The organism is Burkholderia sp. HI2714, from assembly GCF_002223085.1.
Classification (GTDB): domain Bacteria; phylum Pseudomonadota; class Gammaproteobacteria; order Burkholderiales; family Burkholderiaceae; genus Burkholderia; species Burkholderia lata_D.
This window is the reverse complement of the sequence record NZ_NKFM01000027.1, coordinates 58060-84016: the sequence shown is the minus strand read 5'-3', so window position 1 is coordinate 84016 and position 25957 is coordinate 58060. Positions and strand designations below refer to the sequence as shown.

Annotated in this window: 24 protein-coding genes and 3 pseudogenes; 11 read left to right on the top strand and 16 right to left on the bottom strand. The window is 67.2% G+C overall.

Annotated elements, in window-relative coordinates:
- Nucleotides 1-3: 3 nt before the first annotated feature.
- The 3 genes from CFB82_RS15045 to glpD all read right to left on the bottom strand — a co-directional run bounded on the left by CFB82_RS15045 (nucleotide 4) and on the right by glpD (nucleotide 3935).
- Nucleotides 4-720 carry an MIP/aquaporin family protein gene (locus tag CFB82_RS15045; RefSeq protein WP_006484467.1) on the bottom strand — a complete coding sequence of 239 codons (717 nt, stop codon included), beginning with the start codon at nucleotides 718-720 and terminating at the stop codon, nucleotides 4-6.
- Between the two features lie 82 nt (nucleotides 721-802).
- Nucleotides 803-2305: a glycerol kinase GlpK gene (gene glpK, locus CFB82_RS15040; protein WP_089446353.1), complete on the bottom strand. Its 1503-nt coding sequence runs from the start codon at nucleotides 2303-2305 to the stop codon at nucleotides 803-805.
- A gap of 106 nt (nucleotides 2306-2411) precedes the next feature.
- Nucleotides 2412-3935, bottom strand: a complete 1524-nt coding sequence (gene glpD / locus CFB82_RS15035) for a glycerol-3-phosphate dehydrogenase (RefSeq protein ID WP_089484539.1) — start codon at nucleotides 3933-3935, stop codon at nucleotides 2412-2414.
- A 162-nt stretch (nucleotides 3936-4097) separates the two neighbouring features.
- Here glpD and CFB82_RS15030 point away from each other — a divergent pair, with 162 nt between their 5' ends.
- Nucleotides 4098-4466, top strand: a complete 369-nt coding sequence (locus CFB82_RS15030) for a hypothetical protein (RefSeq protein WP_069248791.1) — start codon at nucleotides 4098-4100, stop codon at nucleotides 4464-4466.
- A 91-nt stretch (nucleotides 4467-4557) separates the two neighbouring features.
- Here CFB82_RS15030 and CFB82_RS15025 read toward each other — a convergent pair whose 3' ends face one another.
- Both CFB82_RS15025 and CFB82_RS15020 read right to left on the bottom strand, forming a co-directional pair.
- Nucleotides 4558-4755 (bottom strand): hypothetical protein, encoded by a 198-nt coding sequence (locus tag CFB82_RS15025; RefSeq protein ID WP_011353109.1) that lies wholly within the window; start codon nucleotides 4753-4755, stop codon nucleotides 4558-4560.
- A 301-nt stretch (nucleotides 4756-5056) separates the two neighbouring features.
- Nucleotides 5057-5836 (bottom strand): DeoR/GlpR family DNA-binding transcription regulator, encoded by a 780-nt coding sequence (locus tag CFB82_RS15020; RefSeq protein WP_089446351.1) that lies wholly within the window; start codon nucleotides 5834-5836, stop codon nucleotides 5057-5059.
- Nucleotides 5837-6058: 222 nt separating this feature from the next.
- Here CFB82_RS15020 and CFB82_RS15015 point away from each other — a divergent pair, with 222 nt between their 5' ends.
- The 3 genes from CFB82_RS15015 (at nucleotide 6059) to CFB82_RS15005 (ending at nucleotide 9433) form a co-directional block, all read left to right on the top strand.
- Nucleotides 6059-7699, top strand: coding sequence for a gamma-glutamyltransferase family protein (locus CFB82_RS15015; protein ID WP_089484538.1), 1641 nt, complete (start codon nucleotides 6059-6061; stop codon nucleotides 7697-7699).
- A gap of 328 nt (nucleotides 7700-8027) precedes the next feature.
- Nucleotides 8028-8855, top strand: a complete 828-nt coding sequence (locus CFB82_RS15010; RefSeq protein WP_039360322.1) for a ferritin-like domain-containing protein — start codon at nucleotides 8028-8030, stop codon at nucleotides 8853-8855.
- 71 nt (nucleotides 8856-8926) lie between these two features.
- Nucleotides 8927-9433 carry a hypothetical protein gene (locus CFB82_RS15005; protein ID WP_089484537.1) on the top strand — a complete coding sequence of 169 codons (507 nt, stop codon included), beginning with the start codon at nucleotides 8927-8929 and terminating at the stop codon, nucleotides 9431-9433.
- Here the strand turns inward: CFB82_RS15005 and CFB82_RS15000 are convergent.
- From CFB82_RS15000 to CFB82_RS14990, 3 genes are all read right to left on the bottom strand, one after another.
- Nucleotides 9427-10890, bottom strand: coding sequence for a DEAD/DEAH box helicase (locus CFB82_RS15000; protein WP_069248788.1), 1464 nt, complete (start codon nucleotides 10888-10890; stop codon nucleotides 9427-9429). The two genes, CFB82_RS15005 and CFB82_RS15000, sit on opposite strands and share 7 nt — an antisense overlap.
- A 134-nt stretch (nucleotides 10891-11024) precedes the next feature.
- A complete protein-coding gene (locus CFB82_RS14995; protein WP_069248787.1) occupies nucleotides 11025-12323 on the bottom strand; it encodes a c-type cytochrome in 1299 nt (432 codons plus the stop codon).
- 19 nt (nucleotides 12324-12342) lie between these two features.
- The gene (locus CFB82_RS14990) at nucleotides 12343-13107 is read right to left on the bottom strand and encodes a c-type cytochrome (RefSeq protein ID WP_046544481.1); all 765 of its coding nucleotides are present in this window, start codon (nucleotides 13105-13107) and stop codon (nucleotides 12343-12345) included.
- A 379-nt stretch (nucleotides 13108-13486) separates the two neighbouring features.
- On the opposite strand from CFB82_RS14990, the gene CFB82_RS14985 reads away from it, so the two are divergent.
- Nucleotides 13487-14419, top strand: coding sequence for a CopD family protein (locus tag CFB82_RS14985; protein WP_069248786.1), 933 nt, complete (start codon nucleotides 13487-13489; stop codon nucleotides 14417-14419).
- A 152-nt stretch (nucleotides 14420-14571) separates the two neighbouring features.
- Here the strand turns inward: CFB82_RS14985 and dgoD are convergent, their stop codons facing one another.
- Entirely contained in the window at nucleotides 14572-15720 is a 1149-nt protein-coding gene (gene dgoD / locus CFB82_RS14980; RefSeq protein ID WP_089484536.1) for a galactonate dehydratase, read from the bottom strand.
- Between the two features lie 163 nt (nucleotides 15721-15883).
- Here dgoD and CFB82_RS14975 point away from each other — a divergent pair, with 163 nt between their 5' ends.
- The gene (locus CFB82_RS14975; protein ID WP_089484535.1) at nucleotides 15884-16483 is read left to right on the top strand and encodes a FadR/GntR family transcriptional regulator; all 600 of its coding nucleotides are present in this window, start codon (nucleotides 15884-15886) and stop codon (nucleotides 16481-16483) included.
- Between the two features lie 27 nt (nucleotides 16484-16510).
- On the opposite strand, the gene CFB82_RS14970 is transcribed toward CFB82_RS14975, so the two are convergent.
- Nucleotides 16511-16756 (bottom strand): DUF1272 domain-containing protein, encoded by a 246-nt coding sequence (locus CFB82_RS14970; RefSeq protein ID WP_069248784.1) that lies wholly within the window; start codon nucleotides 16754-16756, stop codon nucleotides 16511-16513.
- A gap of 155 nt (nucleotides 16757-16911) precedes the next feature.
- On the opposite strand from CFB82_RS14970, the gene CFB82_RS14965 reads away from it, so the two are divergent.
- Nucleotides 16912-17259 (top strand): GFA family protein, encoded by a 348-nt coding sequence (locus CFB82_RS14965; RefSeq protein ID WP_089484534.1) that lies wholly within the window; start codon nucleotides 16912-16914, stop codon nucleotides 17257-17259.
- Between the two features lie 34 nt (nucleotides 17260-17293).
- On the opposite strand, the gene CFB82_RS14960 is transcribed toward CFB82_RS14965, so the two are convergent.
- Nucleotides 17294-20395 (bottom strand): transglycosylase domain-containing protein, encoded by a 3102-nt coding sequence (locus CFB82_RS14960; protein ID WP_089484533.1) that lies wholly within the window; start codon nucleotides 20393-20395, stop codon nucleotides 17294-17296.
- A 423-nt stretch (nucleotides 20396-20818) separates the two neighbouring features.
- On the opposite strand from CFB82_RS14960, the gene CFB82_RS14955 reads away from it, so the two are divergent.
- On the top strand, nucleotides 20819-21211 hold the full coding sequence (locus CFB82_RS14955; RefSeq protein WP_089446346.1) for an MAPEG family protein: 393 nt from the start codon (nucleotides 20819-20821) through the stop codon (nucleotides 21209-21211).
- Between the two features lie 125 nt (nucleotides 21212-21336).
- On the top strand, nucleotides 21337-21621 hold the full coding sequence (locus tag CFB82_RS14950; protein WP_048242675.1) for a PAAR domain-containing protein: 285 nt from the start codon (nucleotides 21337-21339) through the stop codon (nucleotides 21619-21621).
- A 61-nt stretch (nucleotides 21622-21682) separates the two neighbouring features.
- Here CFB82_RS14950 and CFB82_RS14945 read toward each other — a convergent pair.
- The 3 genes and pseudogenes from CFB82_RS14945 to CFB82_RS14935 all read right to left on the bottom strand — a co-directional run.
- Nucleotides 21683-21934, bottom strand: a pseudogene (locus CFB82_RS14945) (cupin); the annotation flags it as partial.
- Nucleotides 21931-22176, bottom strand: a pseudogene (locus CFB82_RS44000) (hypothetical protein); the annotation flags it as partial. The pseudogenes CFB82_RS14945 and CFB82_RS44000, both read right to left, overlap by 4 nt.
- A gap of 48 nt (nucleotides 22177-22224) precedes the next feature.
- Complete coding sequence (locus CFB82_RS14935; RefSeq protein ID WP_256990367.1) at nucleotides 22225-23076, bottom strand: LysR substrate-binding domain-containing protein; 852 nt, start codon at nucleotides 23074-23076, stop codon at nucleotides 22225-22227.
- A 507-nt stretch (nucleotides 23077-23583) separates the two neighbouring features.
- On the opposite strand from CFB82_RS14935, the pseudogene CFB82_RS43995 reads away from it, so the two are divergent.
- Nucleotides 23584-23699: pseudogene (locus CFB82_RS43995) on the top strand (PAAR domain-containing protein); the annotation flags it as partial.
- Nucleotides 23700-23776: 77 nt separating this feature from the next.
- On the opposite strand, the gene CFB82_RS14930 reads toward CFB82_RS43995, so the two are convergent.
- Both CFB82_RS14930 and CFB82_RS14925 read right to left on the bottom strand, forming a co-directional pair.
- Nucleotides 23777-24088: a cupin domain-containing protein gene (locus CFB82_RS14930; RefSeq protein ID WP_089484532.1), complete on the bottom strand. Its 312-nt coding sequence runs from the start codon at nucleotides 24086-24088 to the stop codon at nucleotides 23777-23779.
- Nucleotides 24089-24155: 67 nt separating this feature from the next.
- Nucleotides 24156-24839 carry a DJ-1/PfpI family protein gene (locus CFB82_RS14925; RefSeq protein WP_089484531.1) on the bottom strand — a complete coding sequence of 228 codons (684 nt, stop codon included), beginning with the start codon at nucleotides 24837-24839 and terminating at the stop codon, nucleotides 24156-24158.
- Nucleotides 24840-24956: 117 nt separating this feature from the next.
- Here CFB82_RS14925 and CFB82_RS14920 point away from each other — a divergent pair, with 117 nt between their 5' ends.
- On the top strand, nucleotides 24957-25928 hold the full coding sequence (locus CFB82_RS14920; protein ID WP_069248777.1) for a GlxA family transcriptional regulator: 972 nt from the start codon (nucleotides 24957-24959) through the stop codon (nucleotides 25926-25928).
- Nucleotides 25929-25957 lie beyond the last annotated feature (29 nt).

Here is a 25957-nt window from a genome sequence, read left to right as displayed (position 1 = left end):
CGATCAGATCGTCGTGTGCAGGTGCAGGTACAGGCCGGCCGCCGCGGCGCCGCCAAGCAGCGGGCCGACGACGGGCACCCATGCATAGCGCCAGTCGCTGTCGCGCTTGCCGGGGATCGGCAGCAGCGCGTGCATGATGCGCGGCGACAAGTCGCGCGCGGGGCTCATTGCATAGCCGGTCGGGCCGCCGAGCGAGATGCCGATGCCGAGCACGAGCAGGCCGACGGGCAGTGCGTCGAGCGCGCCAAGGCCGACTTGCGGCGACGCGAGGTACAGCACGCCGAGGATCAGCACGAACGTGCAGATCGCTTCGGTCAGCACGTTGTGCGTGACGCTGCGGATCGCGGGCGCCGTGCAGAACACCGCGAGCTTCAGGTCTGCATCGGCTTCCTTTGCGAAGTGCTGGCGATAGGCGAGCCACACGAGCAGCGCGCCGGCCATCCCGCCGAGCATCTGCGCGAGGACGTAGCCGCCGACTTTCGACCACGCGAACTTGCCCGCGAGCGCGAGACTGATGGTGACGATCGGGTTCAGGTGTGCGCCGCTGAACGACGCGGTCACATAGACGGCGACGAATACGGCCATCGCCCAGCCCATCACGATCACGATCAGGTCCGCGCCTTTGCCCTTGGTCTTTGCAAGCAGCACGTTTGCGACCGCGCCGTTGCCGAGCAGCACGAGGATCGCTGTGCCGATGAACTCTGCAATATAAGGTGACATTGATTGTCTCTCTTGAGTCACGGCGGACTCGCGCATCGCGCGGTCCGCCGGTGTTGTTGTATTTCGTCTGGATTGCTTGGGATTACTGGGTGTCGTCGGCCCATGCCTTCGCGGCACGCACCGCACGCTGCCAGCCCGACATGCAGCGTTCGACGTGCTCCTTCGGCATCGACGGCGAGAAGCGGCGATCGAGCTGCCACTGGTCGCGCACTTCGTCGAGGTTCTTCCAGTAGCCGATCGCGAGGCCCGCGAGGTAGGCCGCGCCGAGCGCGGTCGTCTCGGTGATCTGCGGACGCACCGCGTCGACGCCGAGCAGGTCCGCCTGGAACTGCATCAGCAGGTCGTTCGCGCTCGCGCCGCCGTCCACGCGCAGCTCGCCGATGCTGATGCCCGAATCGGCTTCCATCGCGGCCAGCACGTCGAGCGACTGGTACGCGATCGAATCGAGCGCCGCGCGTGCGAGGTGCGCGGAGGTCGTGCCGCGCGTGACGCCGAACACCGAGCCGCGCGCCCGCGCGTTCCAGTGCGGTGCGCCGAGGCCGGCAAACGCGGGCACCAGGTAGACGCCGTCGGTGTGCGGCACGCTCGCGGCGAGCGCTTCGATTTCAGCGGCGGACTTGATGATGCCGACGCCGTCGCGCAGCCACTGCACGACCGCGCCCGCGATGAAGATGCTGCCTTCGAGCGCGTACTGCACGTCGTCGCCGATCTGCCACGCGATCGTCGTGACGAGGTTGTTCTTCGACTCGATCGGCTTGTCACCGGTGTTCATCATCAGGAAGCAGCCGGTGCCGTAGGTGTTCTTCACCATGCCCGACGTCGTGCACATCTGGCCGAACAGCGCCGCGTGCTGGTCGCCTGCGATGCCCGCGAGCGGGATCTTCGACGCGAACACGGTGGTCTTCGTGTGGCCGTAGATTTCCGACGATGCCTTCACTTCCGGCAGCATGCTGCGCGGGATGTCGAGCATGTCGAGCAGTTCGTTGTCCCACTCGCGCGTGTGGATGTTGAACAGCATCGTGCGCGACGCGTTCGTCACGTCGGTCACGTGCAGTTCGTGCTTCGTGAAGTTCCATACGAGCCAGCTGTCGACGGTGCCGAACGCGAGCTTGCCCTGCTTGGCCTTCTCGCGTGCGCCCGGCACGTTGTCGAGAATCCAGCGGATCTTGGTCCCCGAGAAGTACGAATCGATCGGCAGGCCGGTCTTCGCACGCACCTTCGCCTCGAAACCCTGTGCCTTCAGCGCATCGCAGAAGTCGGCCGTGCGGCGATCCTGCCAGACGATCGCGTTGTACACGGGCTGGCCCGTCTCGCGATCCCAGACGATCGTGGTTTCACGCTGGTTGGTGATGCCGATCGCGGCGATCGACGTGCCGTTCAGGCCCGTGCGCGTGACGGCTTCGGCGGCGACGCCGGCTTGCGTCGACCAGATTTCCTGCGGGTCGTGCTCGACCCAGCCGGGTTGCGGGTAGATCTGCTCGAATTCCTTCTGGGCGATCGATACGATATTGCCTTGGCGATCGAACAGCATCGCGCGGGAACTCGTGGTGCCCTGGTCAAGCGCGAGGATGTACTGATCCTGCATGTCTCTCATCTCCATCCGTGGATTTGGCTTAGTTGTGATGCGCGCCGCATGTGGGGCGGCGCGTCGGTGAGTCAACGTCGGTACGGCAACTGCAACTGCATTCCGGTCAGGCTTGCGGCGCGTGCGCGGTGGCGAACCACGCGTCGACCGCGGCGGTCACCGCGTCGAGCGTGCCGGGCGCGACGTGCAGGCCGAGCTTCGAGCGGCGCCACAGCACGTCCTGCGCGCAGGTCGCCCATTCGGCGTCGCGCAGGTAGCGCAGTTCGGCGTCGTAGAGGCCCGGTGCGATTTCGGTGCCGAGATCGGCGAGCGACTTCGCGCCGTCGATCACGCGCTCCGCGCGCGTGCCGTATGCACGGGCATAGCGGCGGGCGAGCGCGGCGGGCAGCCACGCATGGCGTTTGGCGAACGTATCGGCGAATGCGTCGAACTTCGCGTTCGCGATGTCGCCGCCCGGCAGCGCGACGCCGGCCGTCCAGGTCTTCGCGTCGCGGCCGAGCACGCTGCACAGCATGTCGCCGGCTTCTTCCGCGAGCTTGCGGAACGTCGTGATCTTGCCGCCGAACACCGACAGCAGCGGGGCGCCCGCGCCGTCGTCCAGCTCGAGGCGGTAGTCGCGCGTGACAGCCGATGCGTTCGCGGCGTTCTCGTCTTCCAGCAGCGGGCGCACGCCCGAGTAGGTCCAGTGCACGTCGGCCGGCGAGATCTTGCGCTTGAAATAGCGGTTGATCGAATCGCACAGGTACTGCGTCTCGTCGCGATCGATCGCGACCTTCGCGGGATCGTTCGTGTATTCGACGTCGGTCGTGCCGATCAGCGTGAAATCGTGCTCGTACGGAATCGCGAAGATGATCCGCTTGTCCGGGTTCTGGAAGATGTACGCGTGGTCGTGATCGAACAGGCGGCGGGTGATGATGTGGCTGCCCTTCACGAGCCGCACGCTGTGGTGCGCGCCGCGGCCGAGCGCGCCTTTCAGCACCTCGCCGACCCACGGGCCGGCCGCGTTCGCGATCGCGCGCGCATGCACGATGCGGATCGAGCCGTCGGCGTGCTGCAGTCGCGCTTCCCATTCGTCGCCGCGGCGTTCGGCGGACACCAGCTTCGTGCGCGTCAGGATCTGGGCGCCGCGCTCCTTCGCATCCATCGCGTTCAGCACGACGAGGCGCGCGTCGTCGACCCAGCCGTCCGAATAGACGAAGCCGCGCTTGATCGAATCGATCAGCGGCGCGCCGGCCGCATGGCGGCGCATGTCGATGCCGCGCGAGCCGGGCAGCAGCTCGCGTTTCGCGAGGTGATCGTAGAGGAACAGGCCGATGCGGATCAGCCAGGCCGGACGCAGGTTCGGCATGTGCGGCATCACGAAGCGCAGCGGCCACATGATGTGCGGCGCCGCGCGCAGCAGCGTCTCGCGCTCCTGCAGCGCCTTGCGCACGAGCCCGAACTCGTTGTACTCGAGGTAGCGCAGGCCGCCGTGAATCAGCTTCGTGCTGGACGACGACGTGTGCGACGCGAGATCGTCCTGCTCGCAGAGCATGACCGACAGGCCGCGGCCGGCCGCATCGCGCGCGATGCCCGCGCCGTTGATGCCGCCGCCGACGACGAGCAGATCGTAGCGATTCGGTTGGGTCACCTGCTGTCCTTATCGTCTGAGGGAAATGGTTGAACAGAAAATGTTCGAATTCGAAATTTAACGAACGAAATCGAAAAAGTAAAGTTCGAAAAAGCGGGGCCAGTAGCGTGCGGCGCGATCCCGGACGATACTGGCGGAATCGACCGTTTCGCGAGGTGAATCATGCGTATTGGGATGTGGGCCGGCGTGTGCGCCGTCCTTCTGGCGGGGTGCACTGCCGGGATGCCGCCGCTCGCCGGCAACTGGCGCACGCCGTCGTTCGTCGACCTGCAGACGTCATGCGGCGGCACGGCACGGGACTGGGGCGCGGACGCGCAGCCGGTCTACTCGACGCTGTATGACGCGTACGTGGCGAAACGGTATCGCGGGCTGACCGATGCGAACTATTGTGCGTTCGTAAACGAACTTTCGACGCACTATGCGGCGCCCGATGCGGCGGCGCGTGCCGGCTGGATCGCGTATTTCAACGGTGCGCGCGCGCAGGCCATCAGCTGGCGGGCGGCGGTCGATCCGACGCTGCGCGGCGGCTGAAGCAGGCTGCGGCGGGGCGGCGAGAGGGAAGCGGGAAGGGCCGCGCGGCCCGGCATCCGGGCGGCGCGGTCAGGTCAGGAACGGTGTGGTTTTACGAATAGCGGTACTTGATGGATCGCAGCGCGGCGTCGCCGGTTTCGGTCACGCAGTATTTGCGCCCCGAACCGAGTCCTTCCAGACGGACGAGCTGCTGTTCGAGCAGTGCGTCGATTTCGTCCCGATCCATGTGGGTTTGATCGGGAGCGTCCTTCACAAGCAATAGCGTGGCGAATTCATGCGGACTCAGCATCGTTCTCTCCATGGCGACCAGTCAGCCCGCGCGGTCGGCGCGGGCCGACGCGCGATACCCATCGGGGTATGGCTTGGGGGGAAAGCTGTATTCGCCGGCCATGCCATTCGTCCGCGCCCTGGCACAGGCGGAACGGTCGAAATGGGCCGGGGAACTGGAGTCTAGTCGAGCGCGCAGGCAACGACAAATCGGGCCCCGTTAATTTTTCCTTTGACAGCCGTGCCACGCGCAAGCGGTTTGCTCGCGACGCCAACTTCTTGATTTCACTTGAAGTTTCGGGTGCGGTGCAGCATCGAAACCGTCACTCGGCGACGTACACCTGGGTGCCGGCGGCCGCCACGGTGTCGGCCATCTCGGGCGGCAGCGGCTTGTCGGTGAAGAGCGCATGCACCTGGCTCAGATGGCCCTGGCGCACCAGCGCGGGACGGCCGACCTTCGAATGGTCGGTGACGAGATAGACGGTGCGCGCATGCTGCATGATCGCCTCGGCCACGCGCACCTCGCGTGTGTCGAAGTCGCGCAGCGTGCCGTCGGCCTCGATCGCCGACGTGCCGATGATCGCGTAGTCGACCTTGAACTGGCGGATGAAGTCGATCGCGAGTTCGCCGACGATCCCCTTGTCCCACGGCCGCACGATGCCGCCCGTGATCAGCACCTCGCAGTCGGGGTAGCCGCTCATCATCGACGCGACGTTCAGGTTGTTCGTGATCACGTGCAGCCCGTGGTGGCGGTTCAGCGCGCGTGCGACTTCCTCGGTGGTCGTGCCGAGGTTGATGAACAGCGATGCCTGGTCGGGAATGTGCGACGCCGCGAGCGCCGCGATGCGCCGCTTCTCGTCGTGGAACATCCGCTGGCGCGCGGTGTACGACACGTTCTCCGAGCTGGTCGGCAGGCTCGCGCCGCCGTGGTAGCGGCGCAGCAGGTTCAGGTCGGCGAGCCAGTTCACGTCGCGGCGGATCGTCTGCGGCGTCACCGAGAAGTGCGCGGCGAGATCGTCGACGGTCACGAAGCCGTCGCGCTGCACCCATTCGAGCAATTCCTGCTGGCGCGCGTTGAGGGTGAGGCGGGGATCTCGGGTCATGGCTCGATGGTCGTGTCGTGAGACGGAGCGGGTATTGTAAGGGCGGCAACGGCGTTAGGCCGGCCCGGCCCGCAGGGTTGCCGGATATTCATGCGGAAATTGCATGGATTCATTTCACAAATGAATTTGTGCGATTGCGCTGATCGCGCTGCAATGGCGGATTGCCCGCGTACGCGGGGGCGCGTCCGGCGCGATCATTCAGCTTTCGACGAGGTGGAACCGATGACTGGCTTCAACTGGCACAACCCGTATCCGACGACCCGCATTCCGGTGTTCGCGCGCAACGTCGTGTCGACGTCGCACCCGCTCGCCGCGCAGGCGGGGCTGCGGATGCTGTGGAAGGGGGGCAACGCGGTCGACGCGGCGCTGGCCGCCGCGGCCGCGCTCACGGTCGTCGAGCCCGTATCGTGCGGGCTCGGCGGCGACGCGTTCGCGCTCGTGTGGGACGGCGAGCGGCTGTCCGGGCTGAACGCGTCGGGTGTCGCGCCGGCCGCATGGAACGTCGACTATTTCCGCAAGCGCCACGGCGAGGCGGGCAACGGCATCGCGAACAAGCCGACGCGCGGCTGGGATACCGTGACCGTGCCGGGCGTGATCGCGGGCTGGGAAGCGCTGCATGCGAAGTTCGGTTCGCTGCCGTTCGCGGACCTGCTCGAACCGGCGATCGAGATCGCGGAGCGCGGCTATGCGGTGCCGCCGATCGTCGCGCACAAGTGGGCGGCCGCGGTGCCGGAACTCAAGGGGCTGCCGGGTTTCGCGGACACCTTCATGCCGCACGGCCGCGCACCGCAGGTGGGCGAGCGCGTGTGCCTGCCGGGCCATGCGCGGACGTTGCGCACGCTGCAGAAGGACGGTGCGCGCGCGTTCTACGAGGGGGCGCTCGCCGAGCGCATCACCGCGTTCTCCCGCGAAGGCGGGGGCGCGCTGACCGCAGCCGACCTGCAGGCTTACCGGCCCGAATGGGTCGAGCCGATCAGCAAGCGCTTCGGCCGTCACACGATCCACGAGATTCCGCCGAACGGGCAGGGCATCGCCGCGCTGATCGCGCTCGGGATCGCCGAGCACGCGGGCGTGACCGAGTGGCCGGTCGATTCGGTCGACTCGCAGCATCTGCAGATCGAGGCGATGAAGCTCGCGTTTGCGGATGTCTATTGCTACGTCGCCGATCCGCGCGCGATGGCGGTTACGCCTGAACAGATGCTCGACGATGCGTATCTCGCCGAGCGCGCGAAGCTGATCGATCCCGCGCGCGCGACGCACTTCGCCGCCGGCCGGCCGCATTCGGGCGGCACGGTCTACCTGTCGGCCGCCGACGAACGCGGGATGATGGTGAGCTTCATTCAGTCGAACTACATGGGCTTCGGCTCGGGCGTCGTCGTGCCCGGCACCGGCATCGCGTTGCAGAATCGCGGGCACGGCTTCTCGATGGACCCGGCTTCGCCGAACGTCGTCGCGGGCGGCAAGCGGCCGTTCCACACGATCATCCCGGCGTTCGTCACCGAGGAGGTCGACGGTCGCACCGAGGCCGTGATGAGCTTCGGCGTGATGGGCGGCGACATGCAGCCGCAAGGACACCTGCAGACCGTCGTGCGGATGCTCGGCTATGGGCAGCAACCGCAGGCGGCCTGTGATGCGCCGCGCTGGAAAGTCAACCGCGACTTCACGCTCGACGTCGAGGCAACGATGAACCGCGCGACCGTCGATGCGCTGGCCGCGCGCGGCCATACGATCAAGTCGATCGACGATCCTTACATGGATTTCGGTTCGGGGCAGTTCATCTGGCGTCTCGACCGCGACGATCGCGAGCGCGGCTACGTGGCCGCGAGCGACAGCCGGCGCGACGGTCTGGCGGCCGGTTTCTGACGCATTGCCGCCGGCTTTCGCCGGTATGTCGTGCGCTTCGCGGGCGGCCGAATGGCCGCCCGTTTCGTTTGCGGCAAGCCCTTATCGCCGCGCGGGTGCAAGCGCTTTGAAGGACTCGTCTAACGAACGGCAACAGACGCCGTGGAACTGCGGCTGTCAGGTATGGTCAGTGCTCTGGAGCACGAACATCAAAGTCCGGCTAAGATGCCAGCATGGTTCGGCCGGACCAATCCACTATAAACGCAAGTAAAACGCCGCCTGCGGGAGGGTCGGCGCCTGTGCCGAAGGCATGGGCCGGCCCCCGCGCGACGACTGGGAGCGCACCACCATGGACACCAAAACGACGCATGTGATGCCGTGGCGAATCGAGGACATCGACCTGAACCGGATCGATCGTCAACGTGCCGCCGCGAACGAGGATCTGTTGCTGCTGCTGTGCGCGTCGTCGTTCATCGAAAGCGGCTCGGATCTCTACACGAGCAATCTGAGCCAGTTCTTCAACGACGATCCGGAAGTCTCCGCATGGCTGAACAATGCATGGGAGCACGAAGAATTGCAGCACGGGCGCGCGCTGAAGGCGTACATCGCGCACGTGTGGCCGGAATTCGACTGGGATACCGCGTTCGCGAACTTCTTCGCCGAGTATTCGCAGACCTGCAAGGTCGAGGCGTTCGAGAAGACCCGCGCGCTCGAGATGGTCGCGCGCTGCGTCGTCGAGACGGGCACGGCCACGCTCTATCGTGCGATCAACGAATGCTCGGACGAGCCCGTGCTGAAGGAAATCACCGACAACATCCGCACCGACGAAGTGCGCCACTACAAGCACTTCTTCAAGTTCTTCAAGAAGTACAACCAGGTCGAAGGCAATGGCCGCCTTGCGGTGCTCGGCGCGCTGGCGCGCCGCGTGATGGAAATCAAGAACGAGGATTCGGAGATCGCGCTGCGCCACGTGTTCGCGGTCCGCTATCCGGACCGTGTCGGCGACAGCCAGTACAACCGCGAACGCGCCGCGCGCATCAGCACGCTCGTGCGGCGCAACCTGTCGGCCGACATGTGCGTGAAGATGCTGCTCAAGCCGCTCGACCTGCCCGCGAAGATCCAGCCGGGCGTTCACTATCCGCTCACGAAGATCACCCGGCACGTGTTCCTGCGCTGATCGCCGCAGCGTGGCCCGACGCGCGTATGCTCGGGCTTCTTCATCCGCTTGTCCACCGGGGCCACGCCATCATGACCGATACCCATCGCCACGCGCTCGAACAATGGACGTTCGATGCGTGGCCGCCGGCCGTCGTTTCGCTGTTCGACGGTACCGCGCTCGAGCGTCATGCCGACTTCGCCGCCTCGCTGATCGTCGCGACCGACGATGGCCAGTTGCGCACGACGCTGCTCGGCGTCGGCGAAATCTATGCACACGATGCGCGCACGCTGCTGCTGGCGCTCTGGCCGCATTCGCGTGCGGCGCGCGCGATCACGCAGCGGCGCACGGCCGCGTTGACGCTCGTCGCGGACGGCGCGTTCTTTCAGGCGCAATTGAGGATGGCGCCGCTCGAAGGAGACTTCAACGGACTGGCCGGATTCGCTGCGACGATCGCGCACGGCGATGCGCAGCGGGTCGGCTATGCGCGTCTCGCGACAGGTGTCACGTTCACGCTGGAAGGGGAGCGCACCGAGGTGCTCGCGCGTTGGCAACGCCAGGTCGAGCACCTGCGGCGCGCAGCCGCACGGCTTCAGTGACCGCGCTGGCCGCTGCGCGACGAACGGTTGCGGTTCGCGTGCGCGGCATTGCCGTTCGCCGGGCGTGCGCTGTTGCCGCCGCCGGCCGGACGTCCGCCGTTGCCGCCGGCGCCGCCTTGCCCTTGCGTGCGCGGCTTCGCGGCTTTCTGCTGCGCCGCCTTCGGTTGCGATGCCTTCGGTTGCGCGTTGCCGTCGCGCTTCGCGGCCGGCTGGCCTGAGCCGCCCGCGCGCGGCTGGCGATTGCCGCCACCACCGCCGCCGCCGCGCGGCTGTTGCTGTCCGCGGCGCTGCTGGATCGGCTCCGGCTTCGCATTCGGATCGGGTTCGAAGCCCGCGATCACTTCCTGCGGAATCTCGCGCTTGATCAGCCGCTCGATGTCGCGCAGCAACTGCTTCTCGTCGACGCACACGAGCGACACGGCTTCGCCGGTCGCACCCGCGCGGCCCGTGCGGCCGATCCGGTGCACGTAGTCTTCCGGCACGTTCGGCAGGTCGAAGTTGACGACGTGCGGCAGCTGGTCGATGTCGATCCCGCGCGCGGCGATATCGGTCGCGACGAGCACCTGCAGCGTGCTGTTCTTGAACTCCGCCAGCGCGCGCGTGCGGGCCGACTGGCTCTTGTTGCCGTGGATCGCCATCGCGCTGATGCCGTCCTTCGTCAGCTGCTCGGCAAGCCGGTTCGCGCCGTGCTTCGTGCGCGTGAACACGAGCACCTGGAACCAGTTGTGTTCGCGGATCAGGTGCGTGAGCAGTTCGCGCTTGCGGTCGCGGTCGACCGGGTGGATCTTCTGCGCGACGCTTTCGGCGGTCGTGTTGCGGCGTGCGACTTCGATCAGTGCGGGCGAGTCGAGCAGGCTGTCGGCGAGCGCCTTGATCTCGTCGGAGAAGGTGGCCGAGAACAGCAGGTTCTGGCGCTGCGGCGGCAGCTTCGCGAGCACGCGCTTGATGTCGTGGATGAAGCCCATGTCGAGCATCCGGTCGGCTTCGTCGAGCACGAGGATGTCGAGGTCCGACAGGTCGATCGTCTTCTGCTGCATGTGATCGAGCAGGCGGCCCGGCGTCGCGACGACGATGTCGACGCCGCGCTTGAGCGCATCGATCTGCGGATTGATGCTGACGCCGCCGAACATCACGGTCGAGCGCAGCTTCAGGTACTTGCTATAGGCACGCACGCTTTCCTCGACCTGGGCGGCGAGTTCGCGCGTCGGCGTGAGGATCAGCGCGCGCACTGCGCGCTTCGCGCCGCGATGCTCGGCGTAGAACGTATGCAGGCGTTGCAGGATCGGCAGCGTGAAGCCGGCGGTCTTGCCGGTGCCCGTCTGCGCGCCGGCGAGCAGGTCGCCGCCGCCGAGGACGGCGGGGATCGCCTGTTGCTGGATCGGGGTCGGCGACGTGTAGCCGAGCTCGTTGACCGCCTTGACCAGCGGTTCGGCCAAGCCGAGAGATTCGAAAGACATAGATACCACTCTTCAGTTTTATGATCGGCGACGTCTCGCGCGGCCCGCACGGGAGGTGACATCGCAAAAAGCAAAATGCAAAAGGGCGCGGCCGCGGTTTCCCGCAGCCGCGCCCCGTGTGTGTCCGCCGCTTCTTAGTCGAGCGGCGCGGAACGCAGGTCGCTCACCTGTTGCGGCGAGATCGGCGTACCGTTGTTGCCCCACGACATCCGGATATACGTGACGACCGCCGCCACTTCCTGGTTCGACAGCGACTGTGCGAACGGCGGCATCCCGTACGGACGCGGATTCTTGAACGTGCTCGGCGGATAGCCACCGTTCAGCACCATGCGGATCGGGTTGACGGCCGATTCCATCATGATCGAGTGGTTGCCCGCGAGCGGCGGATAGGCCGGCGGCTTGCCTGCGCCGGTTTCGGCGTGGCAGGTCGCGCAGTTGTCCGCGTAAATCTTCTTGCCCTGGTCGAACAGCGCGTTGCCGAACTGCTTCGACGGCTCGTACTGCATGTTCTTCGGCGCTTCAGCCTTCTGCGGGATCGACTTCAGGTACGTCGACATCGCGCGCGTATCTTCGTCGGTCATGTACTGCAGGCTGTTGTGAACCACGTCCGCCATCGGGCCGAATACCGCGCCCTTCTGCGACACGCCGGCCTGCAGCAGGTCGGACAGCTCCTGCACGTGCCAGTCGCCGAGGCCGAGTTCCTTGTCGTTCGTCAGCGACGGCGCATACCAGTTCTGCAGCGGGATCAGGCCGCCGGCAAACGCCGACCCCGTCACCGGGCCGCCCATCATGTTGATCGACGTGTGGCACATCGAGCAGTGGCCGAGGCCTTCGACGAGGTACGCGCCGCGGTTCCATTCGACCGACTTGGTCGGATCCGGCTTGTATTCGCCTTCCTTGAAGAACAGCGTACGCCAGCCGATCAGCAGGTTGCGGTTGTTGAACGGGAACTTCAGTTCATGCGGACGGCTCGGCACCGACACCGGCGGGACCGAACGCAGGTACGCGTAGATCGCGTCCGAATCCGCACGCGTGACCTTCGTGTAGCTCGCGAACGGGAAGCCCGGGTAGAGCAGGCTGCCGTCCTTCGAACGACCGGTGTGCATCGCGCGGTAGAAGTCGTCCGACGTCCACTTGCCGATGCCATCCTTGTCGTCCGGCGTGATGTTCGGCGTGTACATCGTGCCGAACGGCGTCGCCATCGGCAGGCCGCCCGCGAACGACTTGCCGCCGCGCACGGTGTGGCACGCGATACAGTCGCCGACGCGCGCGAGGTATTCGCCCTTCTTGATCAGCGCGGCCTGATCGGCCGGCGTGGCCGCGACGGCGGAAGCGCCGTGCAGCGTGTCGTTGCCCGGCCACAGGACCGGCACGAGGGCGGCAGCCGCGACGATCGCGACGGCCGAGAGTGCAAACAGGGACTTGCGTTTCATTGTGTCTGTCTCCCTTGCCTTATTGCGGTTCGCTGCCGCAGGCGAGCGGAGTCTTCATCGAACGCGCCGGAGCCGGCACGGGGTTGGCGGGCGCCGGTTGCGCGGCGAGCCATGCGGTCACGGCCGTCACGTCTTCGTCGGAAAGCTTCGAAGCGACTTCATGCATGCAGTCGGGCGCCTTCGCGTGGCGGTTGCCCGAACGCCATGCACCGATCTGCGCGCTCAGGTAGTCGGCGTGCAGGCCGACCAGGCCCGGGATCGCCGGCTGCATGCCGGTCAGCGTCGCGCCGTGGCAGGCCACGCAGGCCGGCAGCTTGCGGGACGGGTCGCCTTGCGTGACGAGCTGCTTGCCGCGCGCGAGCGTCGCGGCCGGCAGCGTCGGCTTCGCCGGCGCCGGATACGGCGGGCGCTCGGCCGAGAAGTGCTCGGCCATTTCACGCAGGTAGTCGTCGTTCAGGTACGTCAGCAGGTAGTTCATCGGCGGGTACTTGCGCCGGCCGTCACGGAAGTTGACGAGCTGGTTGTACAGGTACTCGGCCGGCTTGCCGGCAAGACGCGGGAAGTAGTCGTTGTCCGTGCCCTGGCCGTGGACGCCGTGGCAGGCCGTACAGCCGCGCACGCGCTCGGCCATGGTATCGGGCGCCTTGAGCGGCGCCTGCTGGGCGTGCGCTTGCTCCGTGGGCTTGGTCTGCGCTTGGGCAGCGCTCATAAGGCCCGCGCTGCCGAACATCAGAACGGCGAGCAGCGGACGGAAGAGGCGTCTTGAAGACACACGAGACTCCATGTTTATTCGACGGGGACCTGTTGTCCGGGCTACGATCGGCTCGGCGCATGACGGCAAGGCAGCCGGGCTGCTGCGACGCGGCATTCTATCATCGATGGGTAATGACGGCTATTTGGCAAAAGGACATCGGTTCCTGTCCGTTTGCGACTTGCGACAATTTGACGCGCATTGCGATGTGTCGGTGTGAACCGGCGTGCGTTTTCACCATCGAAGACCGTACACTCGCGGGTCGCGCGGCGCCGCCTCCGCCGCAGGTCCAGTCATTTCTCCCGTTTCCGGATTCATCGATGACGTTTTCTACCGTGCCGTTGCCTTCCTCACGCTGTCCGTCCCGTTGCCGTCGCTCCGTCGGCCTGCCGCTTTCGGGAGGGTGTGCGCGATGAAGTTCGACAGCTTGTGGATCGGTCAGGTCGCGCTCGCGGCGCTGATGGACGCGGCGTTCGCGATGGCGGTCGGCTCGGCGCTGCTCAAGGCATGGCTCGGCAAGGACGGTGCCCGTCCGGTCGTCGCGCCGTCGCATCCCGCATGGCTGCGCGCGCAACATTCGCTGGTCGCGGCGGCGCTGGCGCTGGTGCTCGCGGATCTCGGCTGGCTCGTCTACGAGGCGGCGACGATGAGCGGCGCGGGGCTCGGCGGCGCGTTCGCCGCGATTCCCGTGATGCTGATGCAGACGCATACGGGCTTCGCGTGGAGCGTCGCGTTCGCCGGCGCCGTCGTGCTCGCGATCGTCGCGCTGGCGAAGCCGGAGGGCCCGGCCGCGCACGCGGTGCTGTGGCTCGCGGTGATCGTGGTCGCGGCCGGCAAGGCGTCGCTCGGCCATGCGGCCGATACGGGCGCGCTGTCCGCGGCGGTCGGCGTGCAGACGCTGCACCTGCTCGCAACGGCCGTGTGGGGTGGCCTCGTGCTCGCGGGCGGGCTCGCGGTGCTGCCGGCGCTCGGTTCGTCGGTTGCGCGCGGCGCGTTGATTCGCATCGGCCAGCACCTGTCGCGCACGTCGATCGTCGCGGTCGTCTTCTTGCTCGGCACCGGCGCGCTCAATGCGATCCGCGGGCTCGGCGGTTCGCTCGCGCCGCTCGACGGCAGCACGTGGGGGCGCGTGTTGCTGCTGAAGCTGCTGCTCGTCGCGCTCGCGCTCGTGCTCGGCGGCCTGAACCGCTTCGCGGCGCTGCCGCGCCTGCGCCGCACCGCGTCGACCGAGGATGCGCACACGTTCCGCAACATCCTGCATCTCGAAGCGCTGACGATGATCGGCGTGTTCGTCGCGGCCGCCGTGCTGTCGTTCAGCGTGCCGGGGTTCGCGGCACTCGGCTGACGGCAGGGCGCGCGCGGCGCGGCGCGGCGCAAGGCCGCCGTCGCGCACCCGGCACGTGCCGGACACCGCACTGCGCATGCAAAAACGGCTGCCCGTCGGGCAGCCGTTCTCGAATCGATACTTGCCGCGCGGGTCGCAGCCGCGCATCGCGCTCACCACTCGGCGACGCTGCCGTCCTCGTGACGCCACACCGGGTTGCGCCAGCGATGCCCCGTCTCCGCCATCTCGCGCACCTTCTCCTCGTTCACGTCGATGCCGAGCCCCGGGCCCTGCGGGATCGCGACGAAGCCGTCCTCGTAGCGGAACACCTCGGGGTTGCGCAGGTAGTCGAGCAGGTCGTTGCCCTGGTTGTAGTGGATGCCGAGGCTCTGCTCCTGGATGAACGCGTTGTAGCTGACCGCGTCGAGCTGCAGGCACGCGGCGAGCGCGATGGGCCCAAGCGGGCAGTGCAGCGCGAGTGCGACGTCGTAGCTCTCCGCGAGCGTCGCGATCTTGCGGCACTCGGTGATGCCGCCCGCGTGCGATGCGTCGGGCTGGATGATGTCGACGTAGCCGCCTGCGAGGATGTGCTTGAAATCCCAGCGCGAGTACAGCCGCTCGCCGAGCGCGATCGGCGTGTTGGTCTGGTTGACGATGTCGCGCAGCGCCTCGGCGTTCTCCGACAGCACCGGCTCCTCGATGAACATCAGCTTGTACGGGTCGAGCTCCTTCGCGAGCACCTTCGCCATCGGCTTGTGCACGCGGCCGTGGAAGTCGACGCCGATCCCGACATGCGGGCCGACCGCGTCGCGCACCGCCGCGACGTTCGCGATCACCTGCTCGACCTTGTCGTAGGTGTCGACGATCTGCAGCTCCTCGGAGCCGTTCATCTTCACGGCCTTGAAGCCGCGCTCGACCACCGCGCGCGCATTGTTCGCGACGTCGCTCGGCCGGTCGCCGCCGATCCACGAATACACCTTGATGCGATCGCGCACCTGGCCGCCGAGCAGCGCGTGCACGGGCACGCCGTGATGCTTGCCCTTGATGTCCCACAGCGCCTGGTCGACGCCCGCGATCGCGCTCATCATGATCGGGCCGCCGCGGTAGAAGCCCGCGCGGTACATCACCTGCCAGTGATCCTCGATCAGCAGCGGATCGCGGCCGACGAGGTAGTCGGCCAGTTCCTGCACGGCGGCCTCGACCGTGTGTGCGCGGCCTTCGACGATCGGCTCGCCCCAGCCGACGATGCCCTCGTCGGTTTCGATCTTGAGGAACAGCCAGCGCGGCGGGACGACGAAGGTTTCGAGGCGGGTGATTTTCACGGTGCGAGTCTCCAGGGTTGACCGGCGCGGGCAGTCGGGCGCGGCGCACGGTCGCGTGCTTTCATGGTTATCCTAGCGCAGCCCGTTAAAAAATAGTATTAATAGCACTATTGTGCAGATAGTGGACAGCCGGCACGCCCGGGTACCGGCATAACGGAGAACGATCATTCGACGCGACCTGCATGGACAAACGGCCTTCCGGCTCGCCACGGCGATCCTGCGCGGCGACTACCCGCCCGAGTCGCTGCTGCCGAGGGAACCCGACCTGATGGTGATGTACGGCGTGAGCCGGACGGTGATGCGCGAGGCGCTGCGTACGCTCACGTCGAAAGGGCTCGTCGAGTCGCGGCCGAAGATCGGCACGCGCGTGCGGCCGCGCGGCGTATGGAACCTGCTCGACGCCGACCTGCTCGACTGGTACGCGCGTGTCGCGCCGCCGATCGCGTTCGCGCTGAAGCTGCAGGAAATGCGCGAGATGGTCGAGCCGTACGCGGCCGCGCTTGCCGCGCGCATGCATACGCCGGAGACGTTCGACGCGATCGACGGCGCGGCGCGTGCGATGGCCGCCGCGCGCAACGTCGACGAATGGGTGCGCGCCGACCTGCGCTTTCACCTGAGCGTGCTCGAGGCCGGCGGCAACGAACTGCTGGTGCCGCTCGGCACGCTGATCGATCGCACGCTCGAGGCGCAACTGCATCTGAATGCGCGCCGCGCGATGGCGGCGCTACTCGCGGTGACGCGCGCACGGATCGAGATGTCGTGACGGGGAGGGGCCGGCCGTGCGGTGCCGTCAGGCGTTCGCGCAGCCGCCCGGCTTGTGGATGCGTTCGGTGGACGCCGGGTATTTCGCGAGCAAGCTTGCGGGCCGTCGCGGGCGCACGACCAGGTCGCCGCCGCAGTTCGGGCAGCGGCCCTTCAGCACGTCGTCGGCGCAGGTCGCGCAGAACGTGCATTCGAACGTACAGATGCGTGCATCGGCCGAATCGGGCGGCAGGTCCTTGTCGCAGCATTCGCAGCCGGGGCGCAGTTCGAGCATGACGGTTTTCCTTGGTTTGGACAGGGTCGGGACGGGCGCCGCACGGACATTGCGTGCGGCGCATGTGCGCGCTACTGTACCCGCTTGGATCGGCCCGGCCAACGGTGTTCCGCCGGGGCGCCGTCGATGCGCACGGGCCGCACCGGGAGACGACCATGCTTTATCGCGGAAGCTGTCACTGCGGCGACGTGAAGTTCGAGGCGGAAGGCGACCTGCAGGGCGTGATGGCGTGCAACTGCTCGATCTGCCAGCGCAAGGGCGCGCTGATGTGGTTCGTGCCGCGCGACCACATGACGCTCCTCACGCCCGACGACCATCTCGCCACCTACATGTTCAACAAGCACGTGATCCAGCACCGCTTCTGCAAGCGCTGCGGGATTCACACGTTCGGCGAGGGCGTCCACCCGAACGGCACCGCGATGGCCGCGATCAACGTGCGCTGTCTCGAGGATGTCGATATCGACGCGCTGCCGGTCACGCACTACGACGGCCGCTCGCACTGAGCGGCGCGCCGGCGCATGAACGGACGCGCGGCCGTCAGGACGGTTGCGCGGTAGCGGCGCCCGGCGCGGGCGTCTCCGCCTGCGGGGCGGGGCCCGCGGTGCGCGTGCCGGCCGGGCGTTCGATCAGCGGCGCGAGCGCCGGCGCCATCGATTTCAGCAGCTGCACGGCCATCGCGCTCGTGAAGTCGTAGCGCGCCGCATACGGCTCGTGCGCCGTTGCGGTCAGGACCCCGAAGAACCGGTCGCCGAGCACGAACACGAAGGTGCCGCTGCGGTTCACCTTGCGCGACTCGATCAGCCGCGCGCCGCGCGCATAGACGTTGAAGCGCTGGTCGCCCGTCCCCGTCTTGCCGTACACGTCGAGCGTCTTGCCGTCGGGCAGCGTGAAGCCGCCCGCGAGGCGGCGCGCGGTGCCGTTGAGCACGACGTCGCGCAGCAGCGTGTGCGCCACGTTGACGATCTCCGGCGACAGCGTCGGCTGCGGCTGCGCGGTCGCGCGCACGAAGCGCGTTTCGTACGGCGTGCCCTTCGCGAAGTCGAGCCGCGTGATCGTCTCGGTCGGTACTTTCTGGCCGCCGTTCGCGATCAGGCCGATCAGTTTCGCGAGTGCGTCAGGCTGGTCGCCCGATGCGCCGATCGCGGCCGCGTACGACGGCGTGACTTCCGCGAACGGGTAGCCGAGCGCGCGCCACGACTTCGTGATCTCCGCGTACGCGCGCAGCTCGACCATGCGGCGGATGCGGCGGTCCTGGGTCGCGTGGTAGCGCGTCTTGTACAGCCACGAATACGTGTAGAAGCGTGCATCGCGGCTGTCGCGCTGGACGTCGGCGAGCGACGCTGCCGGGTGCGCGCGCAGATAGTTGAGCGTCCACAGCGCGAGCGGATGCACGCTCGCGATGTAGCCGCGATCGTTGAGGTTGAAGCGGTCGATCGCGTACTTCGCGTAGAGCCTGGCGAGATCGTCGTCGGACAGCGTCGCGGCCGGCGTGCCCTTCAGTTGCACGCGCATCTGCGCGTCGAACCACGCGAGCGATTCGTTCGGCGCGACGCTGCGCAACACCGTCGCGATCTTCGGCGGCGATTTGCGCACGTCCTTGAGCATCAGCGCGAGCGCGTCGTCGGGGGCCTTGCCCGCATAGCGCGTGTAGTAGCGCTTCACGTAGACCTGGCTTTCGCCGTCGACGAACTGCTGCAGGTAATGCCGGCGCTGGTCGGGATCGCCGAGCCACGACGACGACGGGCCGGCCGCCTGCAGTGTCTCGTAGTGGACGATGTCGCGCATCAGCCGCACGAACACCAGGTTGACCGAATGCTCGAACGCCGTGTGCAGCGTCAGGATGCGGCCGTTGTCCGATTTCTCGAAGTTCGAGAACACCTGCGCGCCGCCGCCCGTGTAGAACACGTCCGGGCTCGCCGAATACTTGCGTTCGACGGCCGCGTCGAGCATCGCCTGCAGCGAGCGGTCGCGCGTATGCGACAGGTAGTCGAGCGCCCAGCGCGACAGCCCGTCGATCGGGTCGGGCTTCACGCGCGCCAGCTCCGCGTTCGACAGGTTCGCGTAGCGCGCGTGCAGGTCGGACACGATCTGCAGGTAGGTGATCAGCGTACGCAGTTTCGCGGTCGAGCCGAGGTTGATGCGGCCGCCGCGATTGACGTCGAACGGCTCGTTCACGCTGTCGGTCTGCACGCGCAGCAGGTTCGCGCCGTTGCGGCGTTCGTACAGCGTGAAGCTGTACGTGAGGTGCGACGGGTCGTCCTTCGGCGCGAGCATCTCGTAACCGTACAGGCCGGCCTTCTGCGCCCCGTCGCGCGTCGACGCCTGGGCGAGCCGTTCGGCGACCGCCTGCTGCACGCCGTTGTCGAGCGTGCTGGTCGCCTGCAGGTCGAACTGGTCGAGCTGGTACAGGTCGCTGATGCCGAGCGCCGACAGCAGCGACGCGCGCGCGGACGTCACGGCCTTGCGCGACACGAACGACTGCACGTGCGCGGCGGCCGGCGGCGCGCTGCGTTCGATCTGCGCGTCAAGCGCGGCGTCGCGCAGCGCGGGCGAGATCACGCCGCCGTTCGACAGCAGCCGCAGGTAGCTGTCGGTCAGCTTCTGCAGCGCCGGGTAGCCGCTGTTGAGGAAGTACGACGGCGCGCGCTGCGCGATGATCAGCGACAGCACCTCGCGGAACGCCTTGCCCTGTTCGTCGACGTTGTCGCCGGTCGTCGGCGCGGACAGGATCCGGTTCACGTCGTTGAAGTCACGGCCGTACCACGCGGCGAGGCCGTCGCCGAGGCCGGTGATTTCGCCGATATGCGGCCGCGCGGCGAGCGGTACCGAGTTCAGGTAGCGCACGACGATGGTGCGGCGCGCGAGCATCGTCTGCGGGCCGTTCAGGTACGCGCGCACCGACGCGGACGCGATCTGCCGCAGCTTCTCGGGCGGCGTTGCGGTGCGGCCCTCGGGCGAATGGCGGAACTTCTCGATCTGCGTCGCGAGCGTGCTGCCGCCCGGGCGCGCCTGATGGCGGTTGACGACGTGCAGCGCCTGGTCGGCGACCGCGCGGCCAAAGCGCCCCCAGTCGATGGCCGGGTTGCGGTTCGGTTCGTTCGCGTCGAGCAGGTAGCGATCCTCGATGAACAGCAGCGAATCGGCCACCACGCGCGGCACCAGGTCGAAGTCGGCGTAGACGCGCTGAGGGAACACGGTCGCGAACAGCGGCGCGCCGGTCGAGTCGAACAGCATCAGACCCGCCTGATCCTTTTCTTCAAACGGGAGGAACAATCCGCGCTCGCCGAGCGACAGCATCCGCTGCGAATCGCGCGCCTGCTTGCCGACGACGAAGCCGCGCGCGAGCAGCCGCTCCTGGAACGCCGGAATCATCGCGTAACCGAGGCGCTGGTCGTACGGGCCGTTCGCGGGGAAGCGGATGTGATCGCTCGGCCCCGTCTCGACCGTGTAGCCGACGTCGCGGGTGAGCTCGGACAGGTAGCGCGCCTGCAGCCGGGACGTTTCGATCTCGCTCTGCACGAGTCGCGCAACGATCGCCACGGCGATCAGCAGCGCGGCCAGCAAAGACCACTTAACCCACGTCCAGACCGATGCGAGACCGGTCACGCGCGGCAGGATACGATTCAGCGGCCGATTCATGGCGGCGTCTCCCTGAAGGTGCGGGCTCCGGCCGCACCCCATTAAGGATTAGTGTAGTCCTCCGCAGCGGGCTGCCAAGGACGTTCACTACCGAGATGCGTGGGCGCAACGCACGTGCCCGAGACGCGCTGTCACCCGCGTCGCGCTGCGGTGGTGCATGCCGTCGCAGCGTAACGTTTGCGCGTTTCGTGGCCGGGGGCACCCGTGTGGCGGGATGCGTCGGCGGGCCGGCCCGGAAGGCCGGGCAGGCGGGCAATGCACCGGTTTCGTGCGGTGCGGCGGAGCGACAATTGGGATCGGAACCCGACCGTAAAACTGTGTCCGGTGCACGGCGATGCTGCGGGTTTCCGTGATGGTCGCGCGGGTCGGTCACGGGTACGATCGCGGGATATGCGGCGCATTTCCGCTTTTGCGGGGAGTCCCATGCCGATCCACCCCGTCGCGCTCGTTTGCACGGCCATCCTCGGGCTGCTGCTGTTCGGGCTCGGGCTCGTCGTGTCCGTGACGCGCTTCCGGTGCACCACCGGTTCCGGGTGTGCGGCCGATCCGGCGAACGGGTTGCACAAGATCGTGCGCGCGCACGGCAACACGGCCGAATACGCGCCGTTCCTCGCGGTGCTGTTTCTCTACTTCGGCGCACACGATCCATCGCGCACGATCCTGGCGCTGATCGTCGCGGCGACCGCATGCCGTTGCCTGCTCGTGATCGGTTTGCTCGCGTGGCCGACGATGGCCAACCCGAATCCCATGCGTTTCGTCGGCGCGCTCGGTACATATCTGTGCGGCGCCGCACTGTGTCTCGCGCTGTTCGTCTGAATGGCGGTGGGCGGCGGCTGCGACGAGCGGTGATATGCTCGCGGGACGCCCGCGATCGACGGGCAGATTCCGACTGCCTGCGCGCTGCCGCGTTGCACGGCATTTCCGAGGGAAGAACCGACAACATGAGCCGCAAATTCATTCTGAAGGGCGACACGACTGACCACGGCGGCGTCGTGCTCGAAGGGATCGCCAACTCGTCGTTCGACGGACGCGAACTCGCCTATCTCGGCGCACCGGTGTTCTGCGCTGCCTGCAAGTCGCCGGGCGTGATCGTGTCCGACGGCGGCGAGCGGACGATGACCGTGATGGGCAAGGTCGTCGCGCTCGAACACGACCTGTGCCAGTGCCTGTGCACGCCGCAGCCGAAGCTGATCGCGTCGCAGGCCACCGGGACGATCACCGGATGAAACGCGCCGCGCGGAGGCGGTTGCCATCCGCGCGGCATCGACGCACGGCCGCCGGCCACCAGACGCTGCCTTCGGTTTCGATCACGAAGATGCGTGCTTCGCCGAGCGGATGCGCGACGTGCTCGGTGCCGGCCGCCGCGTGGAATACGTCGCCCGTTTCGAGCACCGCGAACACTTCCTCGCCGTCGTTCACATGCCATCGATACGGCTGGTCGGTCCAGTGCAGGCGGACCGTGATGCCGTTCAGGTTCGCAATGTCGAGCGCGCCCCACGCGCGGTCCGCCGTGAACGCGGCGCTGCGGATGATGTTCATCGATGGGTTCTCCGGCGCGGATGCGCGTCGTCTTCCAGTCTTCGCGTCAATTTTCCGGTGTCCGCATTCAGCGCGACATCGTGTGCAGCGCCAGTGGGGGCGGGCGCGTATTCGAGTTGGAGCTGGATCGCCTGTGCTGCTTCGTCGCCGGCCAGTTCCGCGGCGATCGTCAGTGCGAAGTCGGTTCCGGCCGTGACGCCGCCGCCCGTGATCAGGTTGCCGTCGCGCACCACGCGCTCGGTGCACGCCAGCAATGCAGCCATGCGGCGCAGGCGGCGGCCGAACCGGGTTCAGGCCGGCGGTTCCTGGGCGCCCGACGGGCTGCCGGAACGGCAGGCCGGATAAGTGAGCTCGGGTTTTGGGTGCGTGCACGTGAAATATTCGATCACGTGATCGACGAAAAGGCGCGTCTTGCGCGGGAAGTGCCGGCGGCTCGGATACGCGATGTTCATCTCGAGATCGTCGACGCAATAACCGTCGAGCAGCGGCAGCAGCCGGCCGTCGCGGAGGTCGTCCTCGACGAGGAAGCGCGGGAGGATCGCGACGCCCATGCCGTTCAAGGCGAGTTGCCGGATCAAGCCCAGGTTGTTCGATGCTGCCGACTTGTTCGGGCGCACGGCGAAGCGCATATTGCCGAGGTCGAACGTCACCGATTCGCCCGCGTAGTCCGACTGGAACAGCAGGCACGCATGATGCTCGAGATCGCGCGGATGCACGGGCTGGCCATGCCGGTCGATGTATTCGCGCGACGCGCAGATGACGAGGCCGAATCGCGTGAGGACTCGCCGCACGGTGCTGGCGCCGGTGATGCGCTGCGTGATCAGCAGCCCGACGTCGAATCCTTCCGACACGAGGTCGACATGCCGGTCGACGACCGTCACTTCCGGCACGACTTTGGGATGCTGGCGCTTGAATGTGTCGAGCGCCGGGGCGAGCATCTGGATGCCGAACATCACGGGCGCAACGATCTTGAGCGAGCCGATCGGCTCATGGTTCAGCGATGCGATCCTCTCTTCGACGCAATCGATCTCGTCGATCAAGCGGCGCACCTGCTCGAAATACAGGCGTCCGGCGTCGGTGAGCGACAGGCTGCGCGTCGTGCGGTTCAGCAGGCGCGCGCCGAGCCGGTTTTCCAGGCTCAGGAGCAGGCGGGTGGCGGACGAGTTGGAAATGTGCAGGTCGGCGGCGGCTTTTGCGAAGCTCTACATTTCGGCGACCTTGACGAACAAGCGCATCGACTGGAGTTCATCCATGTTTTTTGATGTTGATCAGTGAATTTATCTTTATTGAATTGTATTCCTCTGTTTTTTAATTAACGAAACGCCATGAGGCAATTGTGTTTTATCGAACCGGGTAAGAATTAAAGGTGGGGGCGGCGAGATTCTGAAAGGTTTTGTGGCGTGCTGACGCCTTGTGGGCGTTGCTTGGCGGACGCGCTCGTATGAATTTATCGCGCCGGATTTTTGGGATAATTGGCCGGGAATTTATTGAGATAATCGGGCCGGCTGGATTATTCGGGCTGATTTTCGTACTTGTACTAAATCAATTTTAGGCATTGTACGAGCGTTGTTCTGGCGATATCGGGTTGTATTGCGCAATGCGATTGCCCTTCGCGCCCGCACGTGCCGCCATTGCCATAGCCGCTTCGCGTGATCGTGTCGGACGGCGCCGAGCGCACGTGACCGTGATGGGCAAGGCCGTCGCGCTCGAACACGACCCGTGGCCGTGTCGGTGCGCGCCGCAGCCCAACCTCGTCGCGTCGCAGCGGGACGATCTCTGGATAGAACCGCCGTGCAGGCGGGCGTTCCGCGTGTGCAACGCATGCGGAATGCCCGCCCGATCTCAGACGCTGCCTGCGGTTTCGACCACGAGGATGCGTGCTTCGCCGAGCGGATGCGCGACGTGCTCGGTGCCGGCCGCGGCGTGGAACACGTCACCCGTTTCGAGCACCGTCGCGTGCTCGACGCCTGCTTCGCGATAGCGCATCTCGATGCGACCGTCGAGCACCGCGAACACTTCCTCGCCGTCGTTCACATGCCATCGATACGGCTGGTCGGTCCAGTGCAGGCGGACCGTGATGCCGTTCAGGTTTGCTACGTCGAGCGCACCCCACGCACGGTCTGCGGTGAACGCGGCGCTGCGGATGATGTTCATCGATGGGTTCTCCGGCGCGGATGCGCGTCGTCTTCCAGTCTTCGCGTCAATTTTCCTGTGTTCGCATTCAGCGCGACATCGCGCGCAGTGCCTGTTCGATCGTCGCCTTGCGCGTCGCGAAACCGGCGGCCGAACGTTCGGTGACGCGCTTCACGACCGTTGCCGGCGCGGTGTCGGGCGAACCGGCGTCGAACGGCGGGGCGGGCGCGTATTCGAGTTGCAGCTGGATCGCCTGCGCTTCTTCTTCGCCGGCCAGCTCCGCGGCGATCGTCAGTGCGAAGTCGATGCCGGCCGTGACACCGCCGCCCGTGATCAGGTTGCCGTCGCGCACCACGCGCTCGCGCACCGGCACCGCGCCGAGCGGTTCGAGCAGCGAGTGGAACGCCCAGTGCGTCGTCGCGCGCCGCCCGCGCAGCAGGCCGGCCACGCCCAGCAGTAGCGCACCCGTGCAGACCGACGTCACGTAGCGCGCAGCGGCCGCGCGCCGCTGCACGAATGCGATCGTTTCGGCATCGAGCAGCAGCGCGTTGATCCCGATCCCGCCCGGAATGCAGATCACGTCGAGCGGCGGGCAGTCGTCGAACGTGCAGGTCGGCGCGAGCGCGAGCCCGCTGCTCGACGCGACGGTGTCGCGCGACTTCCAGACCAGGTGGACGGTGGCGTCGGGCAGCGACGCGAGCACGTCGTGCGGGCCGGTGAGATCGAGTTGCTGGACGCCCGGAAACACGAGAAAGCCGATATGCAGGGTCATGCGAAGACTCCGAGAGGAAGGGGAGCGAACCGTTGCGGACACGGGATGGACAGATCGATTCTAGGCGCGTAGTGTTTGGCGAAATTGCCATATCTCCCACGTTTTCAGCCAATCGCCATGCCTGCCGCCCCGCGTTCGATCCTGGTCCTCGCGTTCCCTCGTGCGCAACTGCTCGACGTGTCGGGGCCGCTGCAGGTGTTCGCGTCCGTCAACGAGCTCGCGCTGGAGCGCGGCCAGCCGGCGCCGTATGCGCCACGCGTCATCGCGGCCGAGGCGGGGCCCGTCGAGACGTCGTCGGGCTTGGTCGTGATGGCGGAATCGTTGCGTTCGGCGGCGCGCCACCCCGATACGCTGATCGTCGCCGGCGGCAAGGGCGTGCATGCGGCATCGAAGGATGCGCGGCTCGTGCGCTGGGTACGGCAGCAGGCGGCGCGCACACGGCGCGTGGCATCGGTCTGCACCGGCGCGTTCCTGCTCGCCGAGGCCGGCCTGCTCGACGGGCGGCGCGCGGTCACGCACTGGGCGCGCTGCGACGAATTCGCGGCGCGCTATCCGAACGTGCGCGTCGAGTCCGATCCGATCTTCATCCGCGAAGGTGCGCTGTGGACTTCGGCCGGCGTGACGGCCGGCATCGATCTCGCGCTCGCGCTGGTCGAGGAGGACCTCGGGCGGGCAACCGCGCTCGACGTCGCGCGCGAACTCGTCGTGTTCCTGAAGCGTCCGGGCGGGCAGGCCCAGTTCAGCACGATGCTGTCGATGCAGCGCACCGACGACCGGTTCGGCGAACTGCACGCATGGATGGCCGAGCACCTGACTGCCGACCTGTCGGTGCCGGCGCTGGCCGAGCGCGTGCGCATGAGCGAGCGCAGCTTCGTGCGCCACTACCGCGCCGGCACCGGCCGCACGCCCGCGCGCGCGGTCGAGCAGATCCGCGTCGAGGCGGCGCAACGCCTGCTCGGCGAAACGGCATGGCCCGTCAAGCGGATCGCCGCGCGTTGCGGCTTCGGCTCGGAGGAGACGCTGCGCCGCTGTTTCGTGCGCGTGCTGGGCGTATCGCCGCAGGGGTATCGCGAGCGATTCGTGCGGTAACGCCCCGCGTGCGGCAGCGACCGAGCGGG

What these genes read in the sequence shown, in the direction of transcription:
- CFB82_RS15005 (WP_089484537.1), top strand. Translation starts at nt 8,927, where the DNA reads ATGACCGATACCCATCGCCACGCGCTCGAACAATGGACGTTCGATGCG.
- CFB82_RS14990 (WP_046544481.1), bottom strand. Translation starts at nt 13,107, where the DNA reads ATGGAGTCTCGTGTGTCTTCAAGACGCCTCTTCCGTCCGCTGCTCGCC.
- glpK (WP_089446353.1), bottom strand. Translation starts at nt 2,305, where the DNA reads ATGCAGGATCAGTACATCCTCGCGCTTGACCAGGGCACCACGAGTTCC.
- CFB82_RS15020 (WP_089446351.1), bottom strand. Translation starts at nt 5,836, where the DNA reads ATGACCCGAGATCCCCGCCTCACCCTCAACGCGCGCCAGCAGGAATTG.
- CFB82_RS15010 (WP_039360322.1), top strand. Translation starts at nt 8,028, where the DNA reads ATGGACACCAAAACGACGCATGTGATGCCGTGGCGAATCGAGGACATC.
- CFB82_RS14925 (WP_089484531.1), bottom strand. Translation starts at nt 24,839, where the DNA reads ATGACCCTGCATATCGGCTTTCTCGTGTTTCCGGGCGTCCAGCAACTC.
- CFB82_RS14970 (WP_069248784.1), bottom strand. Translation starts at nt 16,756, where the DNA reads ATGCTCGAACTGCGCCCCGGCTGCGAATGCTGCGACAAGGACCTGCCG.
- CFB82_RS14965 (WP_089484534.1), top strand. Translation starts at nt 16,912, where the DNA reads ATGCTTTATCGCGGAAGCTGTCACTGCGGCGACGTGAAGTTCGAGGCG.
- CFB82_RS15045 (WP_006484467.1), bottom strand. Translation starts at nt 720, where the DNA reads ATGTCACCTTATATTGCAGAGTTCATCGGCACAGCGATCCTCGTGCTG.
- CFB82_RS14950 (WP_048242675.1), top strand. Translation starts at nt 21,337, where the DNA reads ATGAGCCGCAAATTCATTCTGAAGGGCGACACGACTGACCACGGCGGC.
- CFB82_RS14920 (WP_069248777.1), top strand. Translation starts at nt 24,957, where the DNA reads ATGCCTGCCGCCCCGCGTTCGATCCTGGTCCTCGCGTTCCCTCGTGCG.
- CFB82_RS15025 (WP_011353109.1), bottom strand. Translation starts at nt 4,755, where the DNA reads ATGCTGAGTCCGCATGAATTCGCCACGCTATTGCTTGTGAAGGACGCT.
- CFB82_RS14960 (WP_089484533.1), bottom strand. Translation starts at nt 20,395, where the DNA reads ATGAATCGGCCGCTGAATCGTATCCTGCCGCGCGTGACCGGTCTCGCA.
- CFB82_RS15030 (WP_069248791.1), top strand. Translation starts at nt 4,098, where the DNA reads ATGCGTATTGGGATGTGGGCCGGCGTGTGCGCCGTCCTTCTGGCGGGG.
- CFB82_RS14995 (WP_069248787.1), bottom strand. Translation starts at nt 12,323, where the DNA reads ATGAAACGCAAGTCCCTGTTTGCACTCTCGGCCGTCGCGATCGTCGCG.
- CFB82_RS14985 (WP_069248786.1), top strand. Translation starts at nt 13,487, where the DNA reads ATGAAGTTCGACAGCTTGTGGATCGGTCAGGTCGCGCTCGCGGCGCTG.
- CFB82_RS15015 (WP_089484538.1), top strand. Translation starts at nt 6,059, where the DNA reads ATGACTGGCTTCAACTGGCACAACCCGTATCCGACGACCCGCATTCCG.
- CFB82_RS14930 (WP_089484532.1), bottom strand. Translation starts at nt 24,088, where the DNA reads ATGAACATCATCCGCAGCGCCGCGTTCACCGCAGACCGTGCGTGGGGT.
- CFB82_RS14955 (WP_089446346.1), top strand. Translation starts at nt 20,819, where the DNA reads ATGCCGATCCACCCCGTCGCGCTCGTTTGCACGGCCATCCTCGGGCTG.
- CFB82_RS15000 (WP_069248788.1), bottom strand. Translation starts at nt 10,890, where the DNA reads ATGTCTTTCGAATCTCTCGGCTTGGCCGAACCGCTGGTCAAGGCGGTC.